Origin of the sequence: Bordetella sp. (genome assembly GCF_051960075.1) — a bacterium.
Classification (GTDB): Bacteria; Pseudomonadota; Gammaproteobacteria; order Burkholderiales; family Burkholderiaceae_B; genus Bordetella.
On the sequence record NZ_JBQCER010000033.1, the window covers coordinates 1 to 19,356 of the forward strand.

At 66.5% G+C, this 19,356-nt stretch carries 20 protein-coding genes and 1 pseudogene; 7 read left to right on the forward strand and 14 right to left on the reverse strand.

Features of this window, described 5'->3' with window-relative positions; genetic code table 11:
* Positions 1-694, forward strand: a 694-nt coding sequence (locus tag ACTHJ1_RS04380; RefSeq protein WP_440188255.1) for a TRAP transporter substrate-binding protein, incomplete at its 5' end; no start/stop codon positions are given.
* Positions 695-942: 248 nt separating this feature from the next.
* Here ACTHJ1_RS04380 and ACTHJ1_RS04385 read toward each other — a convergent pair.
* A complete protein-coding gene (locus tag ACTHJ1_RS04385; protein WP_440188258.1) occupies positions 943-1,806 on the reverse strand; it encodes a DMT family transporter in 864 nt (287 codons plus the stop codon).
* A 117-nt stretch (positions 1,807-1,923) separates the two neighbouring features.
* On the opposite strand from ACTHJ1_RS04385, the gene ACTHJ1_RS04390 reads away from it, so the two are divergent.
* Positions 1,924-3,306 carry a PLP-dependent aminotransferase family protein gene (locus ACTHJ1_RS04390; RefSeq protein WP_440188261.1) on the forward strand — a complete coding sequence of 461 codons (1,383 nt, stop codon included), beginning with the start codon at positions 1,924-1,926 and terminating at the stop codon, positions 3,304-3,306.
* Between the two features lie 216 nt (positions 3,307-3,522).
* Here the strand turns inward: ACTHJ1_RS04390 and ACTHJ1_RS04395 are convergent, their stop codons facing one another.
* Both ACTHJ1_RS04395 and ACTHJ1_RS04400 read right to left on the reverse strand, forming a co-directional pair.
* Positions 3,523-4,485, reverse strand: coding sequence for a Bug family tripartite tricarboxylate transporter substrate binding protein (locus tag ACTHJ1_RS04395; protein ID WP_440188303.1), 963 nt, complete (start codon positions 4,483-4,485; stop codon positions 3,523-3,525).
* Between the two features lie 123 nt (positions 4,486-4,608).
* Positions 4,609-5,562, reverse strand: a complete 954-nt coding sequence (locus ACTHJ1_RS04400; RefSeq protein WP_440188264.1) for a 2-hydroxyacid dehydrogenase — start codon at positions 5,560-5,562, stop codon at positions 4,609-4,611.
* A 135-nt stretch (positions 5,563-5,697) separates the two neighbouring features.
* Between ACTHJ1_RS04400 and ACTHJ1_RS04405 the strand changes: the two genes are divergently transcribed.
* Positions 5,698-6,867, forward strand: a complete 1,170-nt coding sequence (locus ACTHJ1_RS04405; protein ID WP_440188267.1) for a citrate/2-methylcitrate synthase — start codon at positions 5,698-5,700, stop codon at positions 6,865-6,867.
* On the opposite strand, the gene ACTHJ1_RS04410 is transcribed toward ACTHJ1_RS04405, so the two are convergent.
* Entirely contained in the window at positions 6,839-7,492 is a 654-nt protein-coding gene (locus ACTHJ1_RS04410; protein ID WP_440188306.1) for a DUF1345 domain-containing protein, read from the reverse strand. The genes ACTHJ1_RS04405 and ACTHJ1_RS04410 overlap by 29 nt on opposite strands.
* Before the next feature lie 63 nt (positions 7,493-7,555).
* Between ACTHJ1_RS04410 and ACTHJ1_RS04415 the strand changes: the two genes are divergently transcribed.
* Positions 7,556-8,455 carry a DMT family transporter gene (locus ACTHJ1_RS04415; RefSeq protein WP_440188270.1) on the forward strand — a complete coding sequence of 300 codons (900 nt, stop codon included), beginning with the start codon at positions 7,556-7,558 and terminating at the stop codon, positions 8,453-8,455.
* A 45-nt stretch (positions 8,456-8,500) separates the two neighbouring features.
* On the opposite strand, the gene ACTHJ1_RS04420 is transcribed toward ACTHJ1_RS04415, so the two are convergent.
* Genes ACTHJ1_RS04420 through purE form a run of 3 tightly spaced genes read right to left on the reverse strand, consistent with a single transcriptional unit; the run spans position 8,501 to position 11,221 of the window.
* Entirely contained in the window at positions 8,501-9,565 is a 1,065-nt protein-coding gene (locus tag ACTHJ1_RS04420; protein ID WP_440188309.1) for an L-threonylcarbamoyladenylate synthase, read from the reverse strand.
* 11 nt (positions 9,566-9,576) lie between these two features.
* Positions 9,577-10,755, reverse strand: coding sequence for a 5-(carboxyamino)imidazole ribonucleotide synthase (locus ACTHJ1_RS04425; RefSeq protein WP_440188273.1), 1,179 nt, complete (start codon positions 10,753-10,755; stop codon positions 9,577-9,579).
* Position 10,756: 1 nt separating this feature from the next.
* Positions 10,757-11,221: a 5-(carboxyamino)imidazole ribonucleotide mutase gene (purE, locus tag ACTHJ1_RS04430; protein ID WP_440188312.1), complete on the reverse strand. Its 465-nt coding sequence runs from the start codon at positions 11,219-11,221 to the stop codon at positions 10,757-10,759.
* Between the two features lie 196 nt (positions 11,222-11,417).
* Between purE and ACTHJ1_RS04435 the strand changes: the two genes are divergently transcribed.
* Entirely contained in the window at positions 11,418-12,320 is a 903-nt protein-coding gene (locus ACTHJ1_RS04435; RefSeq protein WP_440188276.1) for a Kdo hydroxylase family protein, read from the forward strand.
* Positions 12,321-12,397: 77 nt separating this feature from the next.
* Here the strand turns inward: ACTHJ1_RS04435 and ACTHJ1_RS04440 are convergent, their stop codons facing one another.
* The 5 genes from ACTHJ1_RS04440 to ACTHJ1_RS04460 all read right to left on the reverse strand — a co-directional run bounded on the left by ACTHJ1_RS04440 (position 12,398) and on the right by ACTHJ1_RS04460 (position 15,682).
* Entirely contained in the window at positions 12,398-12,937 is a 540-nt protein-coding gene (locus ACTHJ1_RS04440) for a disulfide bond formation protein B (RefSeq protein ID WP_440188279.1), read from the reverse strand.
* Between the two features lie 9 nt (positions 12,938-12,946).
* Positions 12,947-13,108 (reverse strand): DUF5993 family protein, encoded by a 162-nt coding sequence (locus tag ACTHJ1_RS04445; RefSeq protein ID WP_440188282.1) that lies wholly within the window; start codon positions 13,106-13,108, stop codon positions 12,947-12,949.
* Positions 13,109-13,228: 120 nt separating this feature from the next.
* The gene (locus tag ACTHJ1_RS04450; protein ID WP_440188285.1) at positions 13,229-14,716 is read right to left on the reverse strand and encodes a nitronate monooxygenase; all 1,488 of its coding nucleotides are present in this window, start codon (positions 14,714-14,716) and stop codon (positions 13,229-13,231) included.
* A 43-nt stretch (positions 14,717-14,759) separates the two neighbouring features.
* A complete protein-coding gene (locus ACTHJ1_RS04455; protein WP_440188288.1) occupies positions 14,760-15,302 on the reverse strand; it encodes a group III truncated hemoglobin in 543 nt (180 codons plus the stop codon).
* Positions 15,299-15,682, reverse strand: a complete 384-nt coding sequence (locus tag ACTHJ1_RS04460) for a DUF488 domain-containing protein (RefSeq protein ID WP_440188291.1) — start codon at positions 15,680-15,682, stop codon at positions 15,299-15,301. Before ACTHJ1_RS04460 ends, ACTHJ1_RS04455 begins: the two co-directional genes overlap by 4 nt.
* A 121-nt stretch (positions 15,683-15,803) precedes the next feature.
* Between ACTHJ1_RS04460 and ACTHJ1_RS04465 the strand changes: the two genes are divergently transcribed.
* Positions 15,804-16,508 carry a Crp/Fnr family transcriptional regulator gene (locus ACTHJ1_RS04465; RefSeq protein ID WP_440188294.1) on the forward strand — a complete coding sequence of 235 codons (705 nt, stop codon included), beginning with the start codon at positions 15,804-15,806 and terminating at the stop codon, positions 16,506-16,508.
* A 95-nt stretch (positions 16,509-16,603) separates the two neighbouring features.
* Positions 16,604-17,788, forward strand: a pseudogene (locus ACTHJ1_RS04470) (NnrS family protein).
* A gap of 47 nt (positions 17,789-17,835) precedes the next feature.
* On the opposite strand, the gene ACTHJ1_RS04475 reads toward ACTHJ1_RS04470, so the two are convergent.
* Together ACTHJ1_RS04475 and ACTHJ1_RS04480 are read right to left on the reverse strand one after the other, a co-directional pair.
* Positions 17,836-18,717 carry a phosphoribosylaminoimidazolesuccinocarboxamide synthase gene (locus ACTHJ1_RS04475; protein ID WP_440188297.1) on the reverse strand — a complete coding sequence of 294 codons (882 nt, stop codon included), beginning with the start codon at positions 18,715-18,717 and terminating at the stop codon, positions 17,836-17,838.
* Between the two features lie 92 nt (positions 18,718-18,809).
* The coding region (locus ACTHJ1_RS04480; protein WP_440188300.1) for a class II fructose-bisphosphate aldolase at positions 18,810-19,356 on the reverse strand (547 nt) is incomplete at its 5' end.

The window sequence follows — 19,356 nt, forward strand, 5'->3', positions numbered from 1 at the left end:
CTACCCCATCTTCGGCGTCTCTTCCCTGCCCTTCCTGGCCGACTCGCTGCACAAGGCCGAAGCCCTGACCGAAGCCTCGCGCCCGGCCTACGAAAAAATTCTGGCCGAACACGGCCAGAAGCTGCTCTACACGACGCCCTGGCCCGCGTCGGGTATCTGGTCCAAGCAGCCCATCAAGACCGTGGCTGACCTGCGCTCGCTCACCGTGCGCACTTACGACGGCACGTCGCAGCGGGTCATGGAAAAGGCCGGCGCCAAGGCCATGAATCTCTCGTTCTCCGAAGTCATGCCGCGCATCGCCTCTGGCGAGGTCAATGCCGTGCTGTCCTCGGGCGACGGCGGCGCAGGCCGCAAGCTGTGGAACTACCTGCCCTGCTTCGCCGAGATCAACTACGCCATGCCGATCTCGATCGCGACCATGAACCTCGATGCCTACAACGCGCTGGATGCGGCTGACCGCAACGCCATCGACCAGGCGGCGGCGCTGACCGAAGACGCGCAATGGGCGCGCATACAAGGCCGGCTAAAGGAAAACTACGCCAATATGCGCAAAAACGGCGTAAAGATCGACATGCGCGTGCCGTCATCCGTGAAAAAGGCGCTCAAGGCAGCCTCGTCGGACTCGCTGGATGCGTGGAAAGCCGCCACGGGCGCCGACGGCGACGCCCTGTTGATCCGCTACGAAAAGCGGTAAATGCTTCCAACTGCGGGGGTTGCCGGCTTCGTGACGAGAGCCGGCCTTATCTTCGCCATCGGTGCGCAAAACACCTTCGTCTTGCGCCAGGGGCGGCAGCGCACTGTCGTCGGCCTCGCGGTCGCGGTCTGAATATTTGATCTCTCGCCCCCGCACGGCCGTGCAGGCGACTGGCGCCTTGCGGGGCTGTCACAGCCGCTGACCTCAGCCCGCCGCTGCGCGGGGCTTCCAGCGAACGCCTCGAACGGTCATCGGGCGTACTTCTTCGCTCCCGCGACGCAGGCCACCGCGCCCAGCGTCACCAGCAGCATCGCCCAGTTCACCTGTTCGTGCAGGATCAGCGCGGCAAGGCCGAAGCCCATGAAGGGCTGAAGCAGCTGCAGCTGCCCCACCGCCGCGATGCCGCCTTGGGCCAGGCCGTGATACCAGAACACGAAGCCGATCAGCATGCTGAAGAGCGACACGTAGGCCAGGCCGATCCACGCCGACTCGCTCACGTGCTGGAAGGAAACGGGCCAGGTCAGCAGCGCCAGCAACAGCATGACGGGCAGCGACAGGACCAGCGACCAGCTGATGACCTGCCAGCCGCCCAAGGCGCGGGAAAGGCGCGCGCCCTCGGCATACCCCATGCCGCACACGACGACGGCGGCCAGCATCAGCAGATCGCCTCGCAGCGACGCACTGCCGCTGCCCGTGGCGGCATAGCCCGCGACGAAGGCGGCGCCGAGTATCGAGAACAGCCAGAACAGCGGGCGCGGCCGCTCCCCGCCGCGCAGCACGGCAAAGACCGCCGTGCAGAGCGGCAGTATTCCCACGAATACGATCGAGTGCGCCGCCGTGATGTGCTGCAGGGCCAGCGCCGTGAGCAGCGGAAAGCCCACCACGCAGCCCAGCGCCGAGAGTGCGAGCGAAGGCAGGTCGGCCGGCTTGGGCCGGGGCTGCTTGAGCGCCAGCAAAAGCAGCAAGCCCAGCAAGGCGGCAATGATGGCCCGCGCGCAGGTCAGGAAGGTCGGGTTGAACCCCGCGACCGCAAGGCGGGTGGCCGGCAGCGAGCCCGCGAATATCGCCACGCCGATGAAGCCGCTGATCCAGCCTTTTGTCGCTTTTTCCATGTCAGACCCCTAGTCGATAGGTTGCCAGTAGACCTCGGCGGTGGTGGCTGCGCCAGGCACAAACCAATACAATAAAAAATAACTGTTATGCATAAATAACCAATACGGTTGGTAAAAATGAAGCAAAACAGCACGCGTATCAGCGCGGTCATGGCAGAGGTCCAGTCCCGCATCGCTTCTCGCATTTACATGCCGGGCGCGCGCCTGCCTTCCGTGCGAGCGCAGGCGCAGGCCATGCGGCTCTCGGTTTCGACCGTGGTGGAGGCCTATGAGCGGCTGGTCGCGGCGGGGGTCATCGCCGCGCGTCCGGGCGCAGGGTTTTACGTCGCGGGCCCCGCCGCGCCGCTCGCGCTGGCGCAGATCGGCCCCAAGCTCGACCGCGAAGTCGATCCGCTCTGGATCTCGCGCCAATCGCTGGAGGCGGATGCCGCCGTCCTCAAACCGGGATGCGGCTGGATGCCTGCCTCATGGTTGTACGAAACGGGCGTGCGCCGCGCGCTGCGGGCGCTGGCGCGGTCCGGCGCGACAGATCTGGTCGAGTACGCCACGCCGCTGGGCCATCCCGCGCTGCGCCAGCTGCTTTCCCGCAGAATGTTGGCCAACGGCATCGAGGCGGCCCCCGAGCACATCCTGCTCACCGACTCGGGCACGCAGGCGATAGACCTGATCTGCCGCTTCCTGCTGGAGCCGGGCGATACCGTGCTGGTGGACGACCCCTGCTATTTCAATTTCCACGCGCTGCTCAAGGCGCATCGCGTGAAGGCCGTGGGTGTGCCCTACACCCCCAACGGGCCCGATGTGGAACTGTTCGGCGCCGCGCTTCAGGCGCACGCGCCGCGCCTCTACATCACCAATTCGGGTATCCACAATCCCACCGGCGCCACCCTGTCGCCCGTCATCGCGCATCGGATCCTGAAACTTGCCGAGAACTCGAATCTGGTGATCGTCGAAGACGATATCTTTGCCGATTTCGAGACTACGCCCGCGCCCCGGCTCGCGGCCTTCGACGGCCTGTCGCGAGTGATCCAGATCGGCAGTTTTTCCAAGACAATATCGGCCGCCCTGCGTTGCGGTCATATCGCGGCGCGGCCGGACTGGATCGAGAGCCTGGTCGACCTGAAGATCGCGACCACCTTCGGCGGCGGACGGCTGGCTGCCGACATCGTTCTGGCCGCGCTGACCGACAGCGGCTACCGCAAGCACATGGAAACCGTGCGGCTGCGCCTGGCGCAGCAACGGGAAAAAACCATCCCGAGGCTGCAAGCGATGGGCATCCGACCCTGGCTCGCGCCCCAGGCGGGCATGTTTCTCTGGTGCCGTCTGCCACAGGGCAAAGACGCCTCCACCCTATCGCGCCTGTGCTTGAAAGAGGGCGTCGTGCTCGCGCCCGGCAACGCATTCAGCCAGTCTTTGAGCGCCGGCGATTTTCTGCGCTTCAACGTGGCGCAATCGACCGACGAGCGGGTCTTCGACGTTCTGGCTCGGGCGCTGGCCACATAGCGCAATGCAGCGCCGAGCCCAGGCCGCCGGTGCAGCGGGCAGGGCTCGGCGGCCTGGGCTGCGGGAGACTGCAGCGGCTCCGGTGATAAAAGCGATCCTGCCGCGAGGCGTGGCATCGTTCAAACGGCACTCATGTCTGGACTGAAGCAAAAAAGGATGCGACCGCGGGCGCGGCAAAGACCGGCCCGCTCGCCATGATGCCGCTTGCGGCCGCAGTCACTCGACCTTGATATGGTGACTGCGGATGATCCGCGCATAACGGCTGCGGTCATCGGCGATCATCTTGGCGAACTCCTGCGGCGTGTCGGCGTGCGGCACGCCGCCCAAGGTCGCGATGTGCGCGGCAAAGTCCTTGTCCGCGACGATGGCGCGCATGTCGGCGGAGATTTTGTTGACAATGGCGGACGGCGTGCCGGCGGGCGCAAGCAGACCTATCCAGGAAATGGAATTGAAGCCTGGCAGAACGCTCTCGGAAAGCGTGGGCACATCGGGCAGCGCGGCCACGCGCCGCGAACCGGTGACCGCCAGCGCGCGCATATCGCCGGCCTTGATGTGGCCTGAAGCCTCGAGTACCGTCATCATGGTCAGCTGCACATCGCCCGCAAGCAATGCGGAAATCGCCGGACCGCCGCCGCGATAAGGGATGTGCTGGATCTTAAGCCCGGCCTGATCCTTGAACATCTCGGTGGCCAGGTGAGGGCCGCCACCCGCGCCCGAGCTGCCGTAACTGAGCTGGCCTTGATGCGCCTTGGCGTAGCGGATGAAGTCGCCGATGGTCTTGACCTGAGGCGGCTTGGCCGGATTGATCATCACCGCCAGCGGCAACTCGGCCAATAACGAGACGGGTGCGAATGCCTTGTCGGGGTCGTACGGCATCTTCGTATAGAGCGACGGATTGATCGACTGCGTGCCGATATTGCCCAGCAACAGCGTATAGCCGTCAGGCTTGGCCTGGGCAACAAAGTTCGCGCCGATCAGCCCAGCCGCGCCGCCCTTGTTTTCCACGATGACGGACTGCCCCCAGCGCTTGCCCAGCTCCTGAGCCAACAAGCGCGCGCCGGTATCGGTGCCGCCGCCGGGCGGAAACGGCACGACCAGCGTCACGGCATGCGTGGGAAAGCGCTGCGCTGCCGCCGCCGGCATGCCGGCGATCGCCGCCAGGCTCAGCGCCAGCGCCATGCCGGCGCGCAGCGGAGCGCGCTTGATTCGATGAGAAAGCAAAGATGGCTTGAACAAGATGTGTCTCCTTGGGTTTGTTGTAAGTATGAAAAACGACGCCGAAGGCGTCGCACGCGTTCGCGTTCAGGTCGTCAGGCTCGCGGCCGGACGCGCGCCCGCCAACGCCTGGGCGACGCTTTCCAGCACCATGTCGGCCATGGCGGCACGAGTCTCCCAGGTGGCGCTGGCGCGATGCGCCTGCAGCGTGGCGCGCTCGGACTGACGCAGCGCAGGCGGCACACGCGGCTCGTCGACGAACACATCGAGCCCCGCACCGGCGATGCGACCGCAGGACAGCGCCGCCACCAGGTCGTCTTCGTTGACCAGCCGGCCGCGCGCCACATTGATCAGAAAGCCGTGCGGGCCGAGCGCCTCCAGCACTGCGGCGTCGACAATGCCTTCGGCCTTGTCCGCCGACGCGCACAGCACCAGCGCGTCGGATTCGCGCGCCAGCTCGATCAGATCGGGCACGAAGCGGTGCGGCACACCGTCCATGGCGCGCAGGTCGGTGTAGAGAACCGGGCAGCCGAAGGCCGACGCGCGCTGCGCCACTGCGCGCCCAACCCGCCCCATGCCGACGATGCCCAGGCACATGCCACTGAAGCGGCGCGCCAGCGGTAGCGCACCCGGCTGCGGATGCTGCTCCCATTGCCCGTCGCGCACGAAACGATCGACGGCGCACAGATTGCGGCAGGCAGCGATCAGCAGACCGATGGCCAGGTCCGCCACGTCTTCCGTGAGCGCGCCCAGCGTTGCGGTGACCGGCAGGCCGCGCTCGCGGCAATAGGACAGATCGACGGCGTCGGTGCCTACGCCGTTGATCGCGACCACCTTGAGCGCAGGCAACTGTTCCAGCATGGCGCGCGAGATGCCCGTATGGCCGCCGGTGATGACCGCCTGCATATCGGCGCCGTGTTCGCGCAGCCATCCCGCCTGATCGGCGATCTCATAAAACCGGTGAACCTCGTAGAGCGAGGCAAGCCGTTCGTTGGCCGCCGGAATCAGGATAGGGTTGAGCTGCAGGACTTGGGGTTTCATGATCTTCCATGGATCTTTTCAGGATGGAATTCATGCTATCAATATATTGATTATGTAGTAAATCTTGACTTAGAAAATCAATATATAATTTCTTCCTTCCATCACCATGCATCGAATATGGCTTCCTGGATTTCAATGAGCGAGGCGTGTCAGCGTCTCGGCGTGCAGCCACAGACCATTTACGCCTATGTCAGCCGCGGCAAACTGGAGGTGATGCCCGATCCGGACAACCGGCGCCGCAGCCTGTATCGCGCAGAAGACCTGATGGGCCTGGCGAAACGCAAACAAACGGGACGCCGGCGCGAAACGGTGGCGCAGGACACGCTGTTCGGCGCACAACCCAGTATTCCTACGTCGTTGACGACTTTTTTCCGCGGACGCCTGTATTACCGGGGCCGTGACGCCATCGATCTGGCGCGCTCGGCCACACTGGAAGAGGCCGCCCAGCTGCTATGGGACGCATACCAACCTGCCGACTTTTCCTCGCCCGTCCGCGCAGGGCATGCCCAGGCACCGGGCCGCAACGCGGCGTTCACCGCCCTGGCGTCTCTGGCTGCCACCGCCCATTCCACGCGCGGACGCCTCAAGCATGTGCTGCAAACCGAAAGCCAGGGACTGGTGGGCATGCTGGCGAACGCGCTCGGCGCGGCGCCGGGCAAACAGCCGCTGCATCTGCGTTTTGCCAAGGCATGGAAGCAATCCGCCGCGGTCGCCGAGCTGATCCGCGCGGCCATGGTGCTGCTGGCCGATCACGAACTGACAAGCTCGGCCTTCGCCACGCGCATCGCGGCCTCGACCGGCGCATCGCTGCCGGCCTGCCTGCTCGCCGGCTTGAGCACGCTCTCCGGCCCGTCGCACGGCGACGCCTCGGGCCGTGTGCAAACGTTGTTCGGTGAGGTGAGGCGGCTGGGCGACGATCAGGTGATCGGTCAATACCTCTCGGCCGGTCTGCCCATCGCAGGTTTCGGGCATCCCATCTATCCGGACGGCGACCCTCGCGCAGCCGCCCTGCTGGCGCTGTGCGAACCTCCGCCGGTCATCGCGCGCTTCATCGAAAAGGTGATCCGGCTAACCGGCCAGCAGCCCAATATCGACACGGCGCTGGCGTCGATGGTTGCACACCACAAGCTGCCGGCCGACGCCGCTTTCAGTCTGTTCGCGCCGGCCCGCAGCGTCGGGCTGCTGGCGCATGGCCTGGAGCAGCTCGCCACGGATCAGCTGATACGACCACGCGGACGCTATCTTGGCCCCGCGCCCGAGGCGACGCAAAATCCGCTCAGCCCAGCAAGCCGGCCGCCACGTTGATCGCCAGCCCCAGCACGGCCAGATTGAAGTAGAACGACAGCAGCGATTGCGCCAGCACCGCGCGCCGCGCCGAACGGCTCGCGAGCGACACATCGGCTGTCTGCGATGCGACCGCGAGCGTGAAGGAAAAGTAGAGGAAATCCCAGTAGTTGGGCTCGAGTTCGCGATCGGGAAAGCGCAGTGCGCGATTCTCGGCGGGCGAACGATAGTAGAGCCGTGCGTAATGCCGCGTGAAGATGGTCGGGATCAGGAACCACGCGCCGAACATTGTTGCGGCCGTCACCGTGTAGTGGCCGAGTCCGGCGCGCAGGCCGATGCCCTTGGCGGTTGCAAGCTCGAAAGCAATGGCGGCAACGCTTGCGACCGTGGCGAGACAGACGACCGTCAGCACCGTGGTCGCGCTCGCGTCTTCGCGGACCGCGAACGCCTGCACCTTGTGATGATGCGCGGTGATCATGCGCACCCAGATCAATGCAAGATATAGCCAGACCATGCAATCCCAAGCGATCAGCACGCGCAATACCGGCTTGGCCGGAAACGGCAGCAATGCCGCGCACAATACGCCGACCGCGAACGCGGCCGCCATGATCGGACGGTTGCGCAGCATCTGCGGATAAAGCGTCATCATGCGGCTCCGGATGGTCGATGGCGGCTAGATTATCATTGCGCCACGCGATCTCATCACGACATGAACACCCTTTCCTCGATTCCGGCGCACGACGCGCGCCGGCCGCTGCTGGCGGCGGGTGCCGCGGCCATGACGATCCTGTCGTGGGCCAGCGCATTCCCTTTCATCCAGATCGGCCTGCATGGTCTGACGCCGATGCAGCTTGCATCGGCGCGCTTCGCCACCGCCGCCGTGCTGGTGCTGGGCTGGTTCGCGTGGCGCCGGCCGCGCCTGCCGAGCGGCCGCGACGCCTTGCGCTTCGTGTTGTGCGCATTTCTGGGCATCGTGCTGTACAACGCGCTGCTCAATACCGGCGAACAAACTGTGGCGCCCGGCGCGGCAAGCTTCATCGCCGGGACCATGCCGATCTTCACCGCGCTGCTGGCTTTCGTCTTTCTGGGCGAACGCTTCAACCGCTGGGGCTGGCTGGGGTCGCTCCTCAGCATGGCCGGCATCGCGGTGATCGCGCACGGCCAGCCCGGCGGCCTGGCTCTGGGCTCGGGCAGCACGCTGATTCTTGGCGCGGCGCTATCGACGGCGGGTTTTTTCGTGCTGCAGCGGCGGCTGATTCCCGCTTACGGCGCCCTGGCTTGCACCGGATACACCTTGCTGGCGGGCGCGTTGCTGTTCCTGCCCTGGCTGCCCAGCGCGCTCGGTGCGCTGGCCAACGCACCGGCCAGCGTCTGGACGGCAGTGCTGATGCTGGGCATTTTTCCCGCGGCGCTCGGCTATGCGATGTGGACGGTCACGCTCGATTATTTCGGTGCGGCGCGCGCAGCCAATTTCCTTTATCTGACGCCGGCGGCGGCAACGGCATTCTCGATGGCGCTCACCGGAGAACGGCCCGGGCTTGCGACCTTGCTCGGGGGGCTTCTGACGATCGCCGGCGTGGTGTTCGCGGCCTTGCGCGCACGCGCGTAGCGACGCCCCGGCACCCTGCCCCGCGGCCGTCATCGCGGCACAGGGTCAGAGCCCGCGGGTATCCAGCGCGAATGCCGCGGCGGCGCGGCCGATGCGGTCGTTGACCGCGTCCCAGTCGGCCGTGCGCGGCGGCGCCTGCACCAGCAGACGGACATAGCCGCCATGGTCGAGTTCGCGCAAGGTGGCATAGAGCGCCTGCGCATAGCGCGCCGGGTCGGCCGGCACACTGCGCACCTGCAGCCGCGCGGCCAGACCCGCCGGCAGCGCCGGCAACGCGGCATAGCTCACCAGCACGCAGCGCCCTTCGGGCAGGTCTGCGCCGCGCACGACCTGGGCCAGACGCGCGTCGTCGATCAGCGCCAGCGGCGTATGCGGTGCGTAATGCGCCTTGAGCGTGCCCGATGCGCGCGGCGCGGCCGCGTCGGGGCGATGCACCGGCTGGCCCAGCACCGCTGCGATCTGCGCAGCGCCGATGTGGCCCGGACGCAGCAGCACGGCGCCCGCGCCCTGATCCAGTCGCGATAGATCGACGATGGTGGACTCGATGCCGACCTCGGCCGCGCCGCCGTCGAGCACGGGCATGCCCTGCGCGACTTCATCGGGAAACTCCCCGCGCACGTGCTCGGCCAGTGTCGGCGAGACCTGGCCGAACTTGTTGGCGGAAGGCGCAGCCACGCCCCCCTGCCCGGAGGGCTTGAGCGCCGCAAATGCGCGCAGCAGATCCTGCGCCACGGGATGCGAAGGGCAGCGCAGGCCGATGCTGTCCTGTCCGCCGCTGACAGCGTCGGGAATATGCGGCGCGCGCTTGAGGATTAGCGTCAGGGGCCCGGGCCAGAAGGCCTGCATGAGCAGGCGCGCTTCGGGCGGCACCTGCGCGGCCCAATATTCGACGTCGCCTTCGGGGGCAATGTGCACGATCACCGGATGGTTGGCAGGACGGCCCTTGGCGGCATAGATGCGCGCCACTGCCCGCGGGTTCTCGGCGTCTGCTCCCAGGCCGTAGACGGTTTCGGTGGGAAAGGCCGCCAGCCGGCCTTCGGCCAGGCAACGCGCGGCAAAATCGATTTCCCGTTCGGAGGGAGCGGGCGGCGCTGGCGCCTTGTCGTGCATCGCCTGCTCGCTCACGGCGCAGGCACGCCCAGCGCCGCGGCTACGCAGGCAGCGTCGGCGCGAGCCTGCTCCAGGGTCTGTCCGACGATGGTGACGTGGCCCATCTTGCGGCCGTGTCGCGCCTCGCGCTTGCCGTACAGATGCAGCTTGGCGCTGCCCGATGCCGCCAGCGCGGCGGACCAGTCGGGCTCGCGCGGCGTGCCGGCGCCATCCGGAAACCAGATGTCGCCCAGAATGTTGAGCATGACCGAGGGCGCCACCACGCGCGTGCTGCCCAAAGGCAGACAGGCCATGACGCGCGCCTGCTGCTCGAACTGGCTGGTAACGCAGGCGTCGATGCTGTAGTGGCCGCTATTGTGCGGACGCGGCGCGATCTCGTTGACCAGCAGTCGGCCATCCTGCAGCACGAAGAATTCGACGCACAGCACGCCGTGATAGCCCAGGCCCCGGGCGATGGCACGCGCGGCCTGCGTGGCCGCTTCGCGATGGGGCGACGGGTCGGTGTCGCCGACCACGGTGGAGACGGCCAGGATGCCGTCGCGATGCACGTTGCGCGAGACGGGATAAGCCACATCGTTGCCGTCGAAGCCGCGCGCCAGCACCACGGAAATCTCGTAGTCCAGCGGCAGCAGCGCTTCCAGCACGCAGGGAACGCCATTGAATTCGGCGAAGGCGGCCAGCGCTTCGTCACGGGTCTTCACGCGCGCCTGGCCCTTGCCGTCGTAGCCCAGGCGGGCCACTTTGAGTATGCCGGGGAACAGCGCGTCGGGCGCATCGCGCAGATCGCTCCCGGCGCGCACCGCGACGTGCGGCGCCACCGCGATGCCCTGCCCCGCAATGAAGCTTTTTTCGGCGATGCGGTCCTGCACGATGGCCACGGCGTCGGCGGCCGGGATGACCCGGCAGCGCGCCGACTTCTTGCGCAGGCTGTCGGCCGGCACGTTCTCGAACTCGGTGGTCACGGCCGGGCACAGCTCGGCCAGCGCGGCCAGGCCCGCGGCATCGTCGTAGGCGGCCTGGATATGGCGGTCGGCCACCATGGCCGCGGGGCCGTCGGCGGCCGGATCCAGCACGGCCACCTTGTAGCCCAGGCTTTGTGCGGCATGGCAGAACATGCGGCCCAGCTGGCCGCCGCCGAGCAGGCCCAGCCAGCCGCCGGGCGCGATGGGATCGCATGATAGATCGGACATCTCAGGCCCCGGGCAGTGTCATGGCGCGGGCCGCTTCGGTCTGGCGCGCGCGAAAGGCCACCAGCTTGCGGCGCAAGGCCGCGTCGGTGGTGGCCAGGTTGGCGATGACGTGCAGGGCGGCATTGGCCGCGCCGGCTTCGCCGATGGCGAAGGTCGCGACGGGGATGCCTTTGGGCATCTGCACGATGGACAGCAGCGAATCTTCGCCGCGCAGGTATTTTGAAGGCACCGGCACGCCGAACACCGGCACCTCGGTAAGCGCGGCCATCATGCCGGGCAGATGCGCGGCGCCGCCGGCGCCGGCGATGATGGCGCGCAGACCCCGGCCCGGCGCGGCCGCGCCGTAGTCGGCCATGTCCTGCGGCATGCGGTGGGCCGAGATGACCTTGGCTTCGCAGGGCACGCCGAATTCGCGCAGCATGGCCACGGCGTTCTGCATGACCTCCCAGTCGCTGGACGAACCCATGACGACGCCGACCACCGGAGCCGGCACGATTTTGGCACCGGCCTTGGATCTGGCTGCGGGTTTTGCGGCGGGTTTCGCAGGTTTTGCGCGGGAGGTCGAGTCTGTCTTGGCCATGGGGTAAAGTTCAGATGATGTGCCAAGGCGGTTCGCCGAATAAAGCGGAGCCGCCGGCCGAAAACCCTGGATTTTAACCGCCATGAGCGCCACAGACCCGTCCACCGATTCTCTCCTCGAACTGCCCCTGCGAGATTGGCGCGCCCCCGAGGCCGCGGCCCTGTCGGCGCAGGCACTGCGCGCGCTCGAACAAGGGCGGGTTCTGCATTTGCCGCACCTGGGTTTTGCCCTGTCGCCCGAGGAGCGCATGCTCCTCGATCCGAAGTACACCGACCCCAAACGCAAGAACATCAGCCTCACGCCCAAGGGGCTGGCCGGCACGGTGGCCACGGGCGCCGCACGCGAGCGCGTGCAGGGCATTCTGCAGCGCTATCTCGATTCGACCAGCGCCCTGCTCGACGCGCTGTTCCCCGGCTACCGCGATGCCCGCCACGGGCCGGCCACCAGTCTGCGCCTGCATGCCATCGGCACCTGGCACCCGTCCTGGCGCAAGGACGACCGGCTGCTGCACGTCGATGCCTTCCCGTCGCGCCCGCTGCATGGCGAGCGCATTTTGCGCGTTTTCACCAACATCAATCCCGACGGCAAGCCGCGCACGTGGCGCGTGGGCGAACCTTTCGAGACGGCCGCGCGGCGCTATCTGCCTGCGATGAACAAACCCTGGCGTCCCTGGCTGGCCGGGCTCATGCATCACGTGGGCATCACCAAGCAGCGCCGCACCGAATACGACCATCTGATGCTGCAGATGCACGACGCGATGAAGCGCGATACGCGCTATCAGCAGGACGGCGATTGGGCGCAGGTGGATTTCATGCCGGGAAGCACCTGGGTGTGTTTTTCCGACCAGGTGTCGCATGCAGCAATGGGTGGGCAGTTCATGCTGGAGCAGACCTGGCAGTTGCCGTTGACTGCCCTGAGTTATGCGGAGCTGGCGCCTGTGCGGGTGCTGGAGAGGCTAAAGGGGCGGGATCTGCTGGCGGCTTGAGAACGTCGGACCGCATTTGCCCGGGACCGATTGCGCGGTCGAGTTCTTCAGACGCCGGCCGCAGAAATGCCGCTTCGTCAAAACGTCGCGGTCAAACTCTTCAGGCAAGTCGACACGCCGCAGTCCATGACGGTCCCGGCGGTGCTGGCCAGCGCCGCTACCAGAAACAAGGCCATTACTATCGTGCCCAGCAGCGAGGTGGCGCGCTTGATCGCGTTGTCGCCCCAGCGGCGATCCAGGGTCTGCATCAGCAGTGCGAAAACGACCAGCACGCCGAACATGACGAAGGCCCAGCTATGCAGGCGCAGACCCATGAGCAGCCTTGCGTTCGCGTCGGCGGGCAACAGGGCCAGCCAGCAGGAGATCGCGATACCGCTCAGGGCGGCCGTCGTGGTCATGGCGTAGTGCAACGGCGAAGGCCCGAGACGCACGTTGAGCAGGAGACCCACGCCGGCCAGGACCAGCGCCATGCGCTGCAGCGTGCACAGCGGGCAGGCATAGTCTGCCGTCATGCCTTGCCAAGTCAGCGAAAAGATCAGGCCGACGCACACCAGGAACAACATCAGCGCGTTGACCTGCCGGGACCCGTGTCCGGGGCTTTCCAGGAACAGAGCCATGCCTTCCCCTTACAGCGCCAAGGGCATGGGATGGCCCTGGAGATTTCCGATGGCCCAGGCCGCGCACAAGCCCATCGTCAGCAGCCAGAAGACCACACAGGCGGGCCGCCTGCCCAGAATGCCGTAGCAAACCGCCAGGATTCCGGTCAACAAGGGAAACACCATCAGCATGTTCCGTCTCTCTTCTCTTTTTCTTGATCTTTAAGAGTATAAGTAACAGAACGAAAGCGCCGCAACCGAATGCGCCGCAAACAATGACAAGAAGGGGTGGTTCGGCCGACCGGCAGAGGGTTATCGCGAGGCGGAGGGGTCGCCGTTTTCGCGCAAGGCGTCGACCTTGTCGATGTTCGCTTCGTGTGCGATGAGCATCTCGGTCAGGTTCTGCTCGATGGCGGGATCGTTCACCAGGGGCAGCAGTTCGCGCAGCTTTCTCACCACCCATCGCTGCCCGCGATTCAGAAAGACCAGACGCTGGTGGATATCGGCGATGGCCATGGCCTTTTCGTAGAAGGCGCCGGCGCGCGAACCGGGTGCGGCGTCGAGTTCGCGGATGGCGTGACCCAGCATCACGCACCATTTCACTTCGTCGCGATGCACGGCGTCGATCAGATCGCGCAGCGGCGCACTTTGCGCCTGGCGCGCGGTTTCCATCGCCACGCGCGCACCGGCGCGTTCGGCTTCGAGCAATTCGTCCAGCCGCGCGATGACAGCCTCGTTGGCTTCGCGTTCGAATTCGCCGGCATAGCAGACCGGCGAACTCAGTTCCGGCGGCGGGGCGGCCAAGCGGCACGCCTGGGCCGCCTCGGCCACGATACGCGCAATGCGGCGCGCGGCGGGCTCCACCGCCGTAATGCCTCCGACGCCCATGCCCGCGTACAGCGCCATCGCCTCGTAGTCGCCTGTCATCGAGCGCAGCGGCGAATCGGTGCTGAACAGATAGATCGGACGGCCTTCCTCGTCGCCGATCACGATACGCTCTGCGTCGCAGGGGCTGCCGTGCTCGCGATGCGTCACGCTGTTTTCCAGCACGCGCACCGCCGCATGGGGCGGCCAGTTGATGTAGAAGTCTTCGGTCAGAATGGTGTCGCAGGCTTGCGCACGGACCAGGCGCTGCTTGTGATAATCGTGGGCGAACGATTCGTCCGTCGCGACCATGGCAGTGCCCAGCACCGCAGCCTGTGCGCCCTGCGCCAGGATGCGCGCCACGTCGCGGCCGTCGGTGATGCCGCCGGCTGCCGCAACGGGCACCTGGGCCACGAGCAGCACGCTGGCCAGCAATTCTTCGAGTTTTTGCCGCCCCCTGACGTGGCCACCCGCTTCCACCCCCTGGACGATCAGCGCATCGACGCCGGCCTGCTGGGCAGCCAGCGCATCGTCCACCGAGCCCACCTGATGAACCACGAAAATGCCGGCCGCACGCAGCCTGGCGATCACCTCGGGCGCCACGTCCCAGAAAAGACCCACCACCGGCACGCGCAGTTCGATGCACAGGTCGATCTGCCGGCTCAGCAGCTGCGGGTCGGTGCCCGCGGGAATCAGGTTGACGCCGAACGGGCGGTACGTGCCTTGCCGCACCTTGGCAACCTCGCTGCGTATCAGGGAGAGCGGCTCGCGCACCATGCCCAGAAAGCCGAATCCGCCCGCCTCGGTCACCGCGATCACCAGCTCATGGCGGGACACCCCGCCCATGCCCGCCAGGATCAGCGGATAGCGGCAGCGGAGCATCTGGCATAGCGGAGTCGGCGCAAGCTCGCGCGCATTGGGCAGGGAATGGGACATGGGAGGCATGAAAAACGAAGAGCGAAAGCGCGATGTACCGAATTTACGACTTGCGGCGCACGGCCGTGAAGGTGTCGGGCACGTCCAGCGGCCGCTCCTCGCGCCCCGCGACGTCTTCGTCCGACTGTCCGTCGGCCAGGTAGCGCTCGCCCTTGCGCAGCAGCACGCCCTGGGCGCTAGCGATGCCCAGTTCCAGGCTTTCTCCGATCCGCCGGGCGAGCTGGATGAAATGCGCCGCCGCGTTGGGCGGGCACAGCGCTTGTGCGGTCGCCTCGAATAGCGTCAGCCAGCGGTCGAAATGCCGGCCGTCGATCGGAAGCGGCAAATGCTTGATCATGGGTTGGCCGTGGTAGCGTCCGCTCATGAGGGCGACCGATGACCAGAACTCGCACATGCGCTCCAGGTGCGGCCCCCAGTTCTTGATCCTCGCGTTGAAGATCGGGCCGATGACTGCGTCTTCACGCACCCGGGCATAGAAGCCATGCACGAGACGTTCGATCATGTCCTCGTCGATGCGGGTTTCCCGCTGGATTTGCGCAATGAGCACGGCCCGGCGATCGGCGGCGGAATGCGTGCCTTGGTTCATGATTCGATGTCCTTGAGGTGATCCGATAAATAAGCCGCGAGCACGACGGCATTGTTGTGCTCCGTATCGCGAGCGGCATAGAGCAGCGTCAATGGGCCACGCCGCGCCAGCCCCGCAAGCTGGACCAACGGGGCCGGGTCGCCGCCCGCCAGTTCGGCGAAATAGCGGCGGCGAAATTCTTCCCAGTGCCGCGGATCGTGGCAAAACTCGCCGCGCAGCTCCGAACTGGGCGCCACCTCCTTGAGCCAGAGCGTCAAGGCTGCAGTCTGTTTGCTCAGCCCGCGCGGCCACAGACGATCCACCAGCACGCGCGCGCCGTCTTGATCCAGGGGCGGATCGTAGACCCGCTTGATGCGGATATCGGGAGTGTCGTTGCGCATTTCGCTCGTGCCGGGAAATCGGTTCTTGGTCCGCCATCACTCTAGCACCGCGCCGCATCGCCCCGTTTGCGCTGGCGCAAACCGATTTCGGTCTCGATCGCCGGCGGGCTAACATACCTGCATGACGGCCGGCGAACTCGATCCACAGCTTCTTGCATCGATGGACCTCTTCCAGGGGCTGCCCGCCGACGCGCTGGCAACAATCGCCGCGCACGCGCGATTGCGGCACCTGGACCAGGGAGTGCGCATCTTCAGCCAGGGCGACAAAAGCGTGCGCGCCCATGCTGTCGTCGAGGGCGGCGTGCGCATCGACCAGTCGGGCAGCGACGGCGCCCAGGTGGTGCTGCGCTTTATCGGGCCCGGAGAACTGTTCGGCACTCTGCCTCTTTTCGTCGACGGTCATTACCCCGCCGACGCGGTCACCCTCACGCAAACGCTCGAAGCCAGCTGGAGCGAGGACGAACTGCTCGCGCTCATCCACCGCTACCCGCAGATCGGCATCAACGTCATCCGCATCATCGGCAAACGCCTGCAAGAGGTGCAGAACCGCGTGCGCGAACTGGCGACCCAGCGCGCCGAGCGGCGCGTGGCGCATGCCGTGCTGCGCCTTGCGCGCCAGGCGGGTCTGAGCACCCTGGACGGCACCGCGATCGAATTCCCGCTCCGGCGCAAAGACGTCGCCGACATCTCCGGCACCACGCTGCACACTGCCAGCCGCATCCTCACCGGATGGGAAAAGGCAGGCATTCTGATCACGCGCAATCGCCGCCTGACGGTATGCGAGCCTGCCGAGTTGCGACGTATTGCGGAAGAATCGCCGGATTAGGGCCAGCCCGCGCAATTTGCGCTCGCGCAAAGTCCCGCGCTTTGCCGCGTCCTAAGATTGACGCATAGCGACGGCGGAGAGGTGCGATGGCGACGATGACAATTCTTCCGGTCGAGAGACCCCCTGCCGGGCTGTGGTCCTGGGGCTTTCGGCCTTTCTTCCTGGCGTGCGCGCTCTGGGCCGTGCTGGCACTGGCCGCCTGGATCGATCTTTATCTGAGCGGCGGCGCGCTGCCCAGCCGCTTCGATCCGTTGTCCTGGCACATCCACGAGATGCTGTTCGGCGTTGTCATGGCCGCCATCGCAGGTTTCATGCTCACGGCCATACCCAACTGGACCCGCCGCGCGCCGGTGCACGACGGCCGACTGGCCGCGCTGGCCGGCCTGTGGCTGATCGGCCGCGTCGCCTGCCTGTTCTCGGCGGCGCTGCCGCTATGGCTGGCGGCCGCCATCGACCTGGCCTTTCCCGTCGCGATCTGTATCGTCTCCACACGCGAGCTCGTTGCCGCGCGCAACTGGCGCAACCTGGCGATGCCTATTCCCGTTGCGGTGCTCGGCGCTGCCAATCTGCTCATGTACCTGGAACTGGCAGGGCGCGCCATTCCCGCCGGGCTCGGATGGCGCCTTGCCATGCTTGCGGCACTGGCCCTGGTGTCGGCCGTGGGCGGACGCATCATCCCCGCTTTTACGCGCAACTGGCTCGCCCCGCGCAATGCCGCCTCGCTGCCGCCGCCGCACGGCGCGCTCGACCGCGTTGCGCTGGCCAGCTTGCACACGGGCCTGCTCGGCTGGGTGTTCTTTCCCGACGCCAAACCCGTCGGCGTCATTTTGCTCGCCGCAGCTGGGCTCGTGCTATGGCAATTGGCGCGCTGGCGCGGGCTCAAGACGCTCGCCGAACCTATGGTGACCATTCTGCACCTGGGCTATGCCTGGCTTGCAATCGGCGCCGCCTTGCTGGGTGCGAGCCTGCTCGGGCCGGCCGTGCCGCCCTCCGCGGCCATCCATGCTTTTACCGTCGGCGCCATGAGCACCATGGTGCTGGGCGTCATGACGCGGGCGACGCGCGGTCATACCGGGCGCGCGCTCAACGCCGACCGCGCGACCGCGGCGATCTAACTGTTGATCTTCATCGCGAGCGGGACCCGCGTTCTGGCCGCGTGCCTGACCGATCTGTCGGTCAGGCTGCTGTCCGTTTCGGCGGCGCTATGGATCGCCAGCTTCGCGCTGTTCGTCCTGCGCTATGCGGCAATGCTGGTCGGGCCTGAACGGCGCCGGGCATGAAGCGCGAGACGGGCCTGGATCCCGGGCCCGTTTTTCACCGCCGACGTTCAGGCCGTCAGGCGATCCAGCGCTTCGCGATATTTGGCGGCCGTCTTTTCCAGCACGTCTTTGGGCAGGCGCGGTGCGGGCGGGGTTTTGTCCCAGGGTTGGGTTTCGAGCCAGTCGCGCACGAACTGCTTGTCGAACGAGGGCGGGCTGATGCCTTCGCGGTAGCCGTCGGCTGGCCAGAAGCGCGAGGAGTCGGGCGTCAGCACTTCGTCCATCAGGTAGAGCTCGCCCTTGTCGTCCAGGCCGAATTCGAACTTGGTATCGGCGATCATGATGCCCTTGGTGGCCGCGAACGCAGACGCCTCGGCATAGAGCTTGAGCGGGATGTCGCGGATCTTCTCGGCCGTGGCCTGGCCGACTTCCCTGACCACATGGTCGAAGTCGACGTTCTCGTCATGCGTGCCGAACTCGGCCTTGGCGGCCGGGGTGAAGATGGGCTGGGGCAGCTTGCCTGCCTGCTTCATTCCGGCCGGCAGCTTGATGCCGCAGACCGCGCCGGTGTCCTGGTAGTCCTTCCAGCCCGACCCGATCAGGTAGCCGCGCGCCACCGCCTCGACCAGCACGGGCTTGAGGCGCTTGACCACCATGGCGCGGCCGCGCACCTGCTCGACCTCGTCGGCCGCGACCACGTCTTCGGGCCTGATGCCGGTGACGTGCGTGGGGATGATGTGCCCCAGCTTCTTGAGCCAGAACTCGGTGAGCTCGGTGAGCACCTGGCCTTTGCCCGGGATCGGGTCGTCCAGGATCACGTCGAACGCCGAGATGCGATCAGAGGCGACGATAAGCAGCTTGTCGTCGCCCACCGCGTACATGTCGCGCACTTTGCCGCGGCCCAGCAGGGGCAGGGATTTGATGGTGGATTGATGCAGGGCTGTGGTCACGGGAAAGGCCTATCCTGGAAAGAACGGGCCCCGGCTCGAAGAACCGGGGCCGAAAAGGGCGTGGGAGATTTTAAGCCTCCCGCCGTCGAGACTTACTGAACGACCTGCGCCAGCTTGCCGGCGGCGTAGTTCGCGGCCATGTCGACCAGCGAAACCGGCTTGATCTTGCTGGCATTGCCGGCGGTGCCGAACTGCTGGTAGCGCGCCACGCAGATCGCCTTGGCGGCGGCCTTGGCGGGCTTGAGGTATTCGCGCGGGTCGAACTTGGCGGGGTTCTCGGCGAAGAAGCGGCGGATGGCGCCGGTCATGGCCAGGCGGATGTCGGTGTCGATGTTGATCTTGCGCACGCCGTGCTTGATGCCTTCCTGGATTTCCTCGACGGGCACGCCGTAGGTTTCCTTCATGTCGCCGCCGAACTGGCGGATCTCGGCCAGCAGCTCCTGCGGCACCGACGACGAACCGTGCATCACCAGGTGGGTGTTGGGGATGCGCGCGTGGATTTCCTTGATGCGCTGGATCGACAGGATGTCGCCGGTCGGTTTTTTGGTGAACTTGTAGGCGCCGTGCGAGGTGCCGATCGCGATCGCCAGTGCATCGCATTGCGTCTGCTTGACGAAATCGGCGGCCTGCTCGACGTCG

Bases quoted from the DNA above. Each gene is read 5' to 3' on its own strand.
- ACTHJ1_RS04385 (WP_440188258.1), bottom strand. From the start codon at position 1,806: ATGGAAAAAGCGACAAAAGGCTGGATCAGCGGCTTCATCGGCGTGGCG.
- ACTHJ1_RS04390 (WP_440188261.1), top strand. From the start codon at position 1,924: ATGAAGCAAAACAGCACGCGTATCAGCGCGGTCATGGCAGAGGTCCAG.
- ACTHJ1_RS04395 (WP_440188303.1), bottom strand. From the start codon at position 4,485: ATGGCGCTGGCGCTGAGCCTGGCGGCGATCGCCGGCATGCCGGCGGCG.
- ACTHJ1_RS04400 (WP_440188264.1), bottom strand. From the start codon at position 5,562: ATGAAACCCCAAGTCCTGCAGCTCAACCCTATCCTGATTCCGGCGGCC.
- ACTHJ1_RS04405 (WP_440188267.1), top strand. From the start codon at position 5,698: ATGAGCGAGGCGTGTCAGCGTCTCGGCGTGCAGCCACAGACCATTTAC.
- ACTHJ1_RS04410 (WP_440188306.1), bottom strand. From the start codon at position 7,492: ATGACGCTTTATCCGCAGATGCTGCGCAACCGTCCGATCATGGCGGCC.
- ACTHJ1_RS04415 (WP_440188270.1), top strand. From the start codon at position 7,556: ATGAACACCCTTTCCTCGATTCCGGCGCACGACGCGCGCCGGCCGCTG.
- ACTHJ1_RS04420 (WP_440188309.1), bottom strand. From the start codon at position 9,565: ATGCACGACAAGGCGCCAGCGCCGCCCGCTCCCTCCGAACGGGAAATC.
- ACTHJ1_RS04425 (WP_440188273.1), bottom strand. From the start codon at position 10,755: ATGTCCGATCTATCATGCGATCCCATCGCGCCCGGCGGCTGGCTGGGC.
- purE (WP_440188312.1), bottom strand. From the start codon at position 11,221: ATGGGTTCGTCCAGCGACTGGGAGGTCATGCAGAACGCCGTGGCCATG.
- ACTHJ1_RS04435 (WP_440188276.1), top strand. From the start codon at position 11,418: ATGAGCGCCACAGACCCGTCCACCGATTCTCTCCTCGAACTGCCCCTG.
- ACTHJ1_RS04440 (WP_440188279.1), bottom strand. From the start codon at position 12,937: ATGGCTCTGTTCCTGGAAAGCCCCGGACACGGGTCCCGGCAGGTCAAC.
- ACTHJ1_RS04445 (WP_440188282.1), bottom strand. From the start codon at position 13,108: ATGCTGATGGTGTTTCCCTTGTTGACCGGAATCCTGGCGGTTTGCTAC.
- ACTHJ1_RS04450 (WP_440188285.1), bottom strand. From the start codon at position 14,716: ATGTCCCATTCCCTGCCCAATGCGCGCGAGCTTGCGCCGACTCCGCTA.
- ACTHJ1_RS04455 (WP_440188288.1), bottom strand. From the start codon at position 15,302: ATGAACCAAGGCACGCATTCCGCCGCCGATCGCCGGGCCGTGCTCATT.
- ACTHJ1_RS04460 (WP_440188291.1), bottom strand. From the start codon at position 15,682: ATGCGCAACGACACTCCCGATATCCGCATCAAGCGGGTCTACGATCCG.
- ACTHJ1_RS04465 (WP_440188294.1), top strand. From the start codon at position 15,804: ATGACGGCCGGCGAACTCGATCCACAGCTTCTTGCATCGATGGACCTC.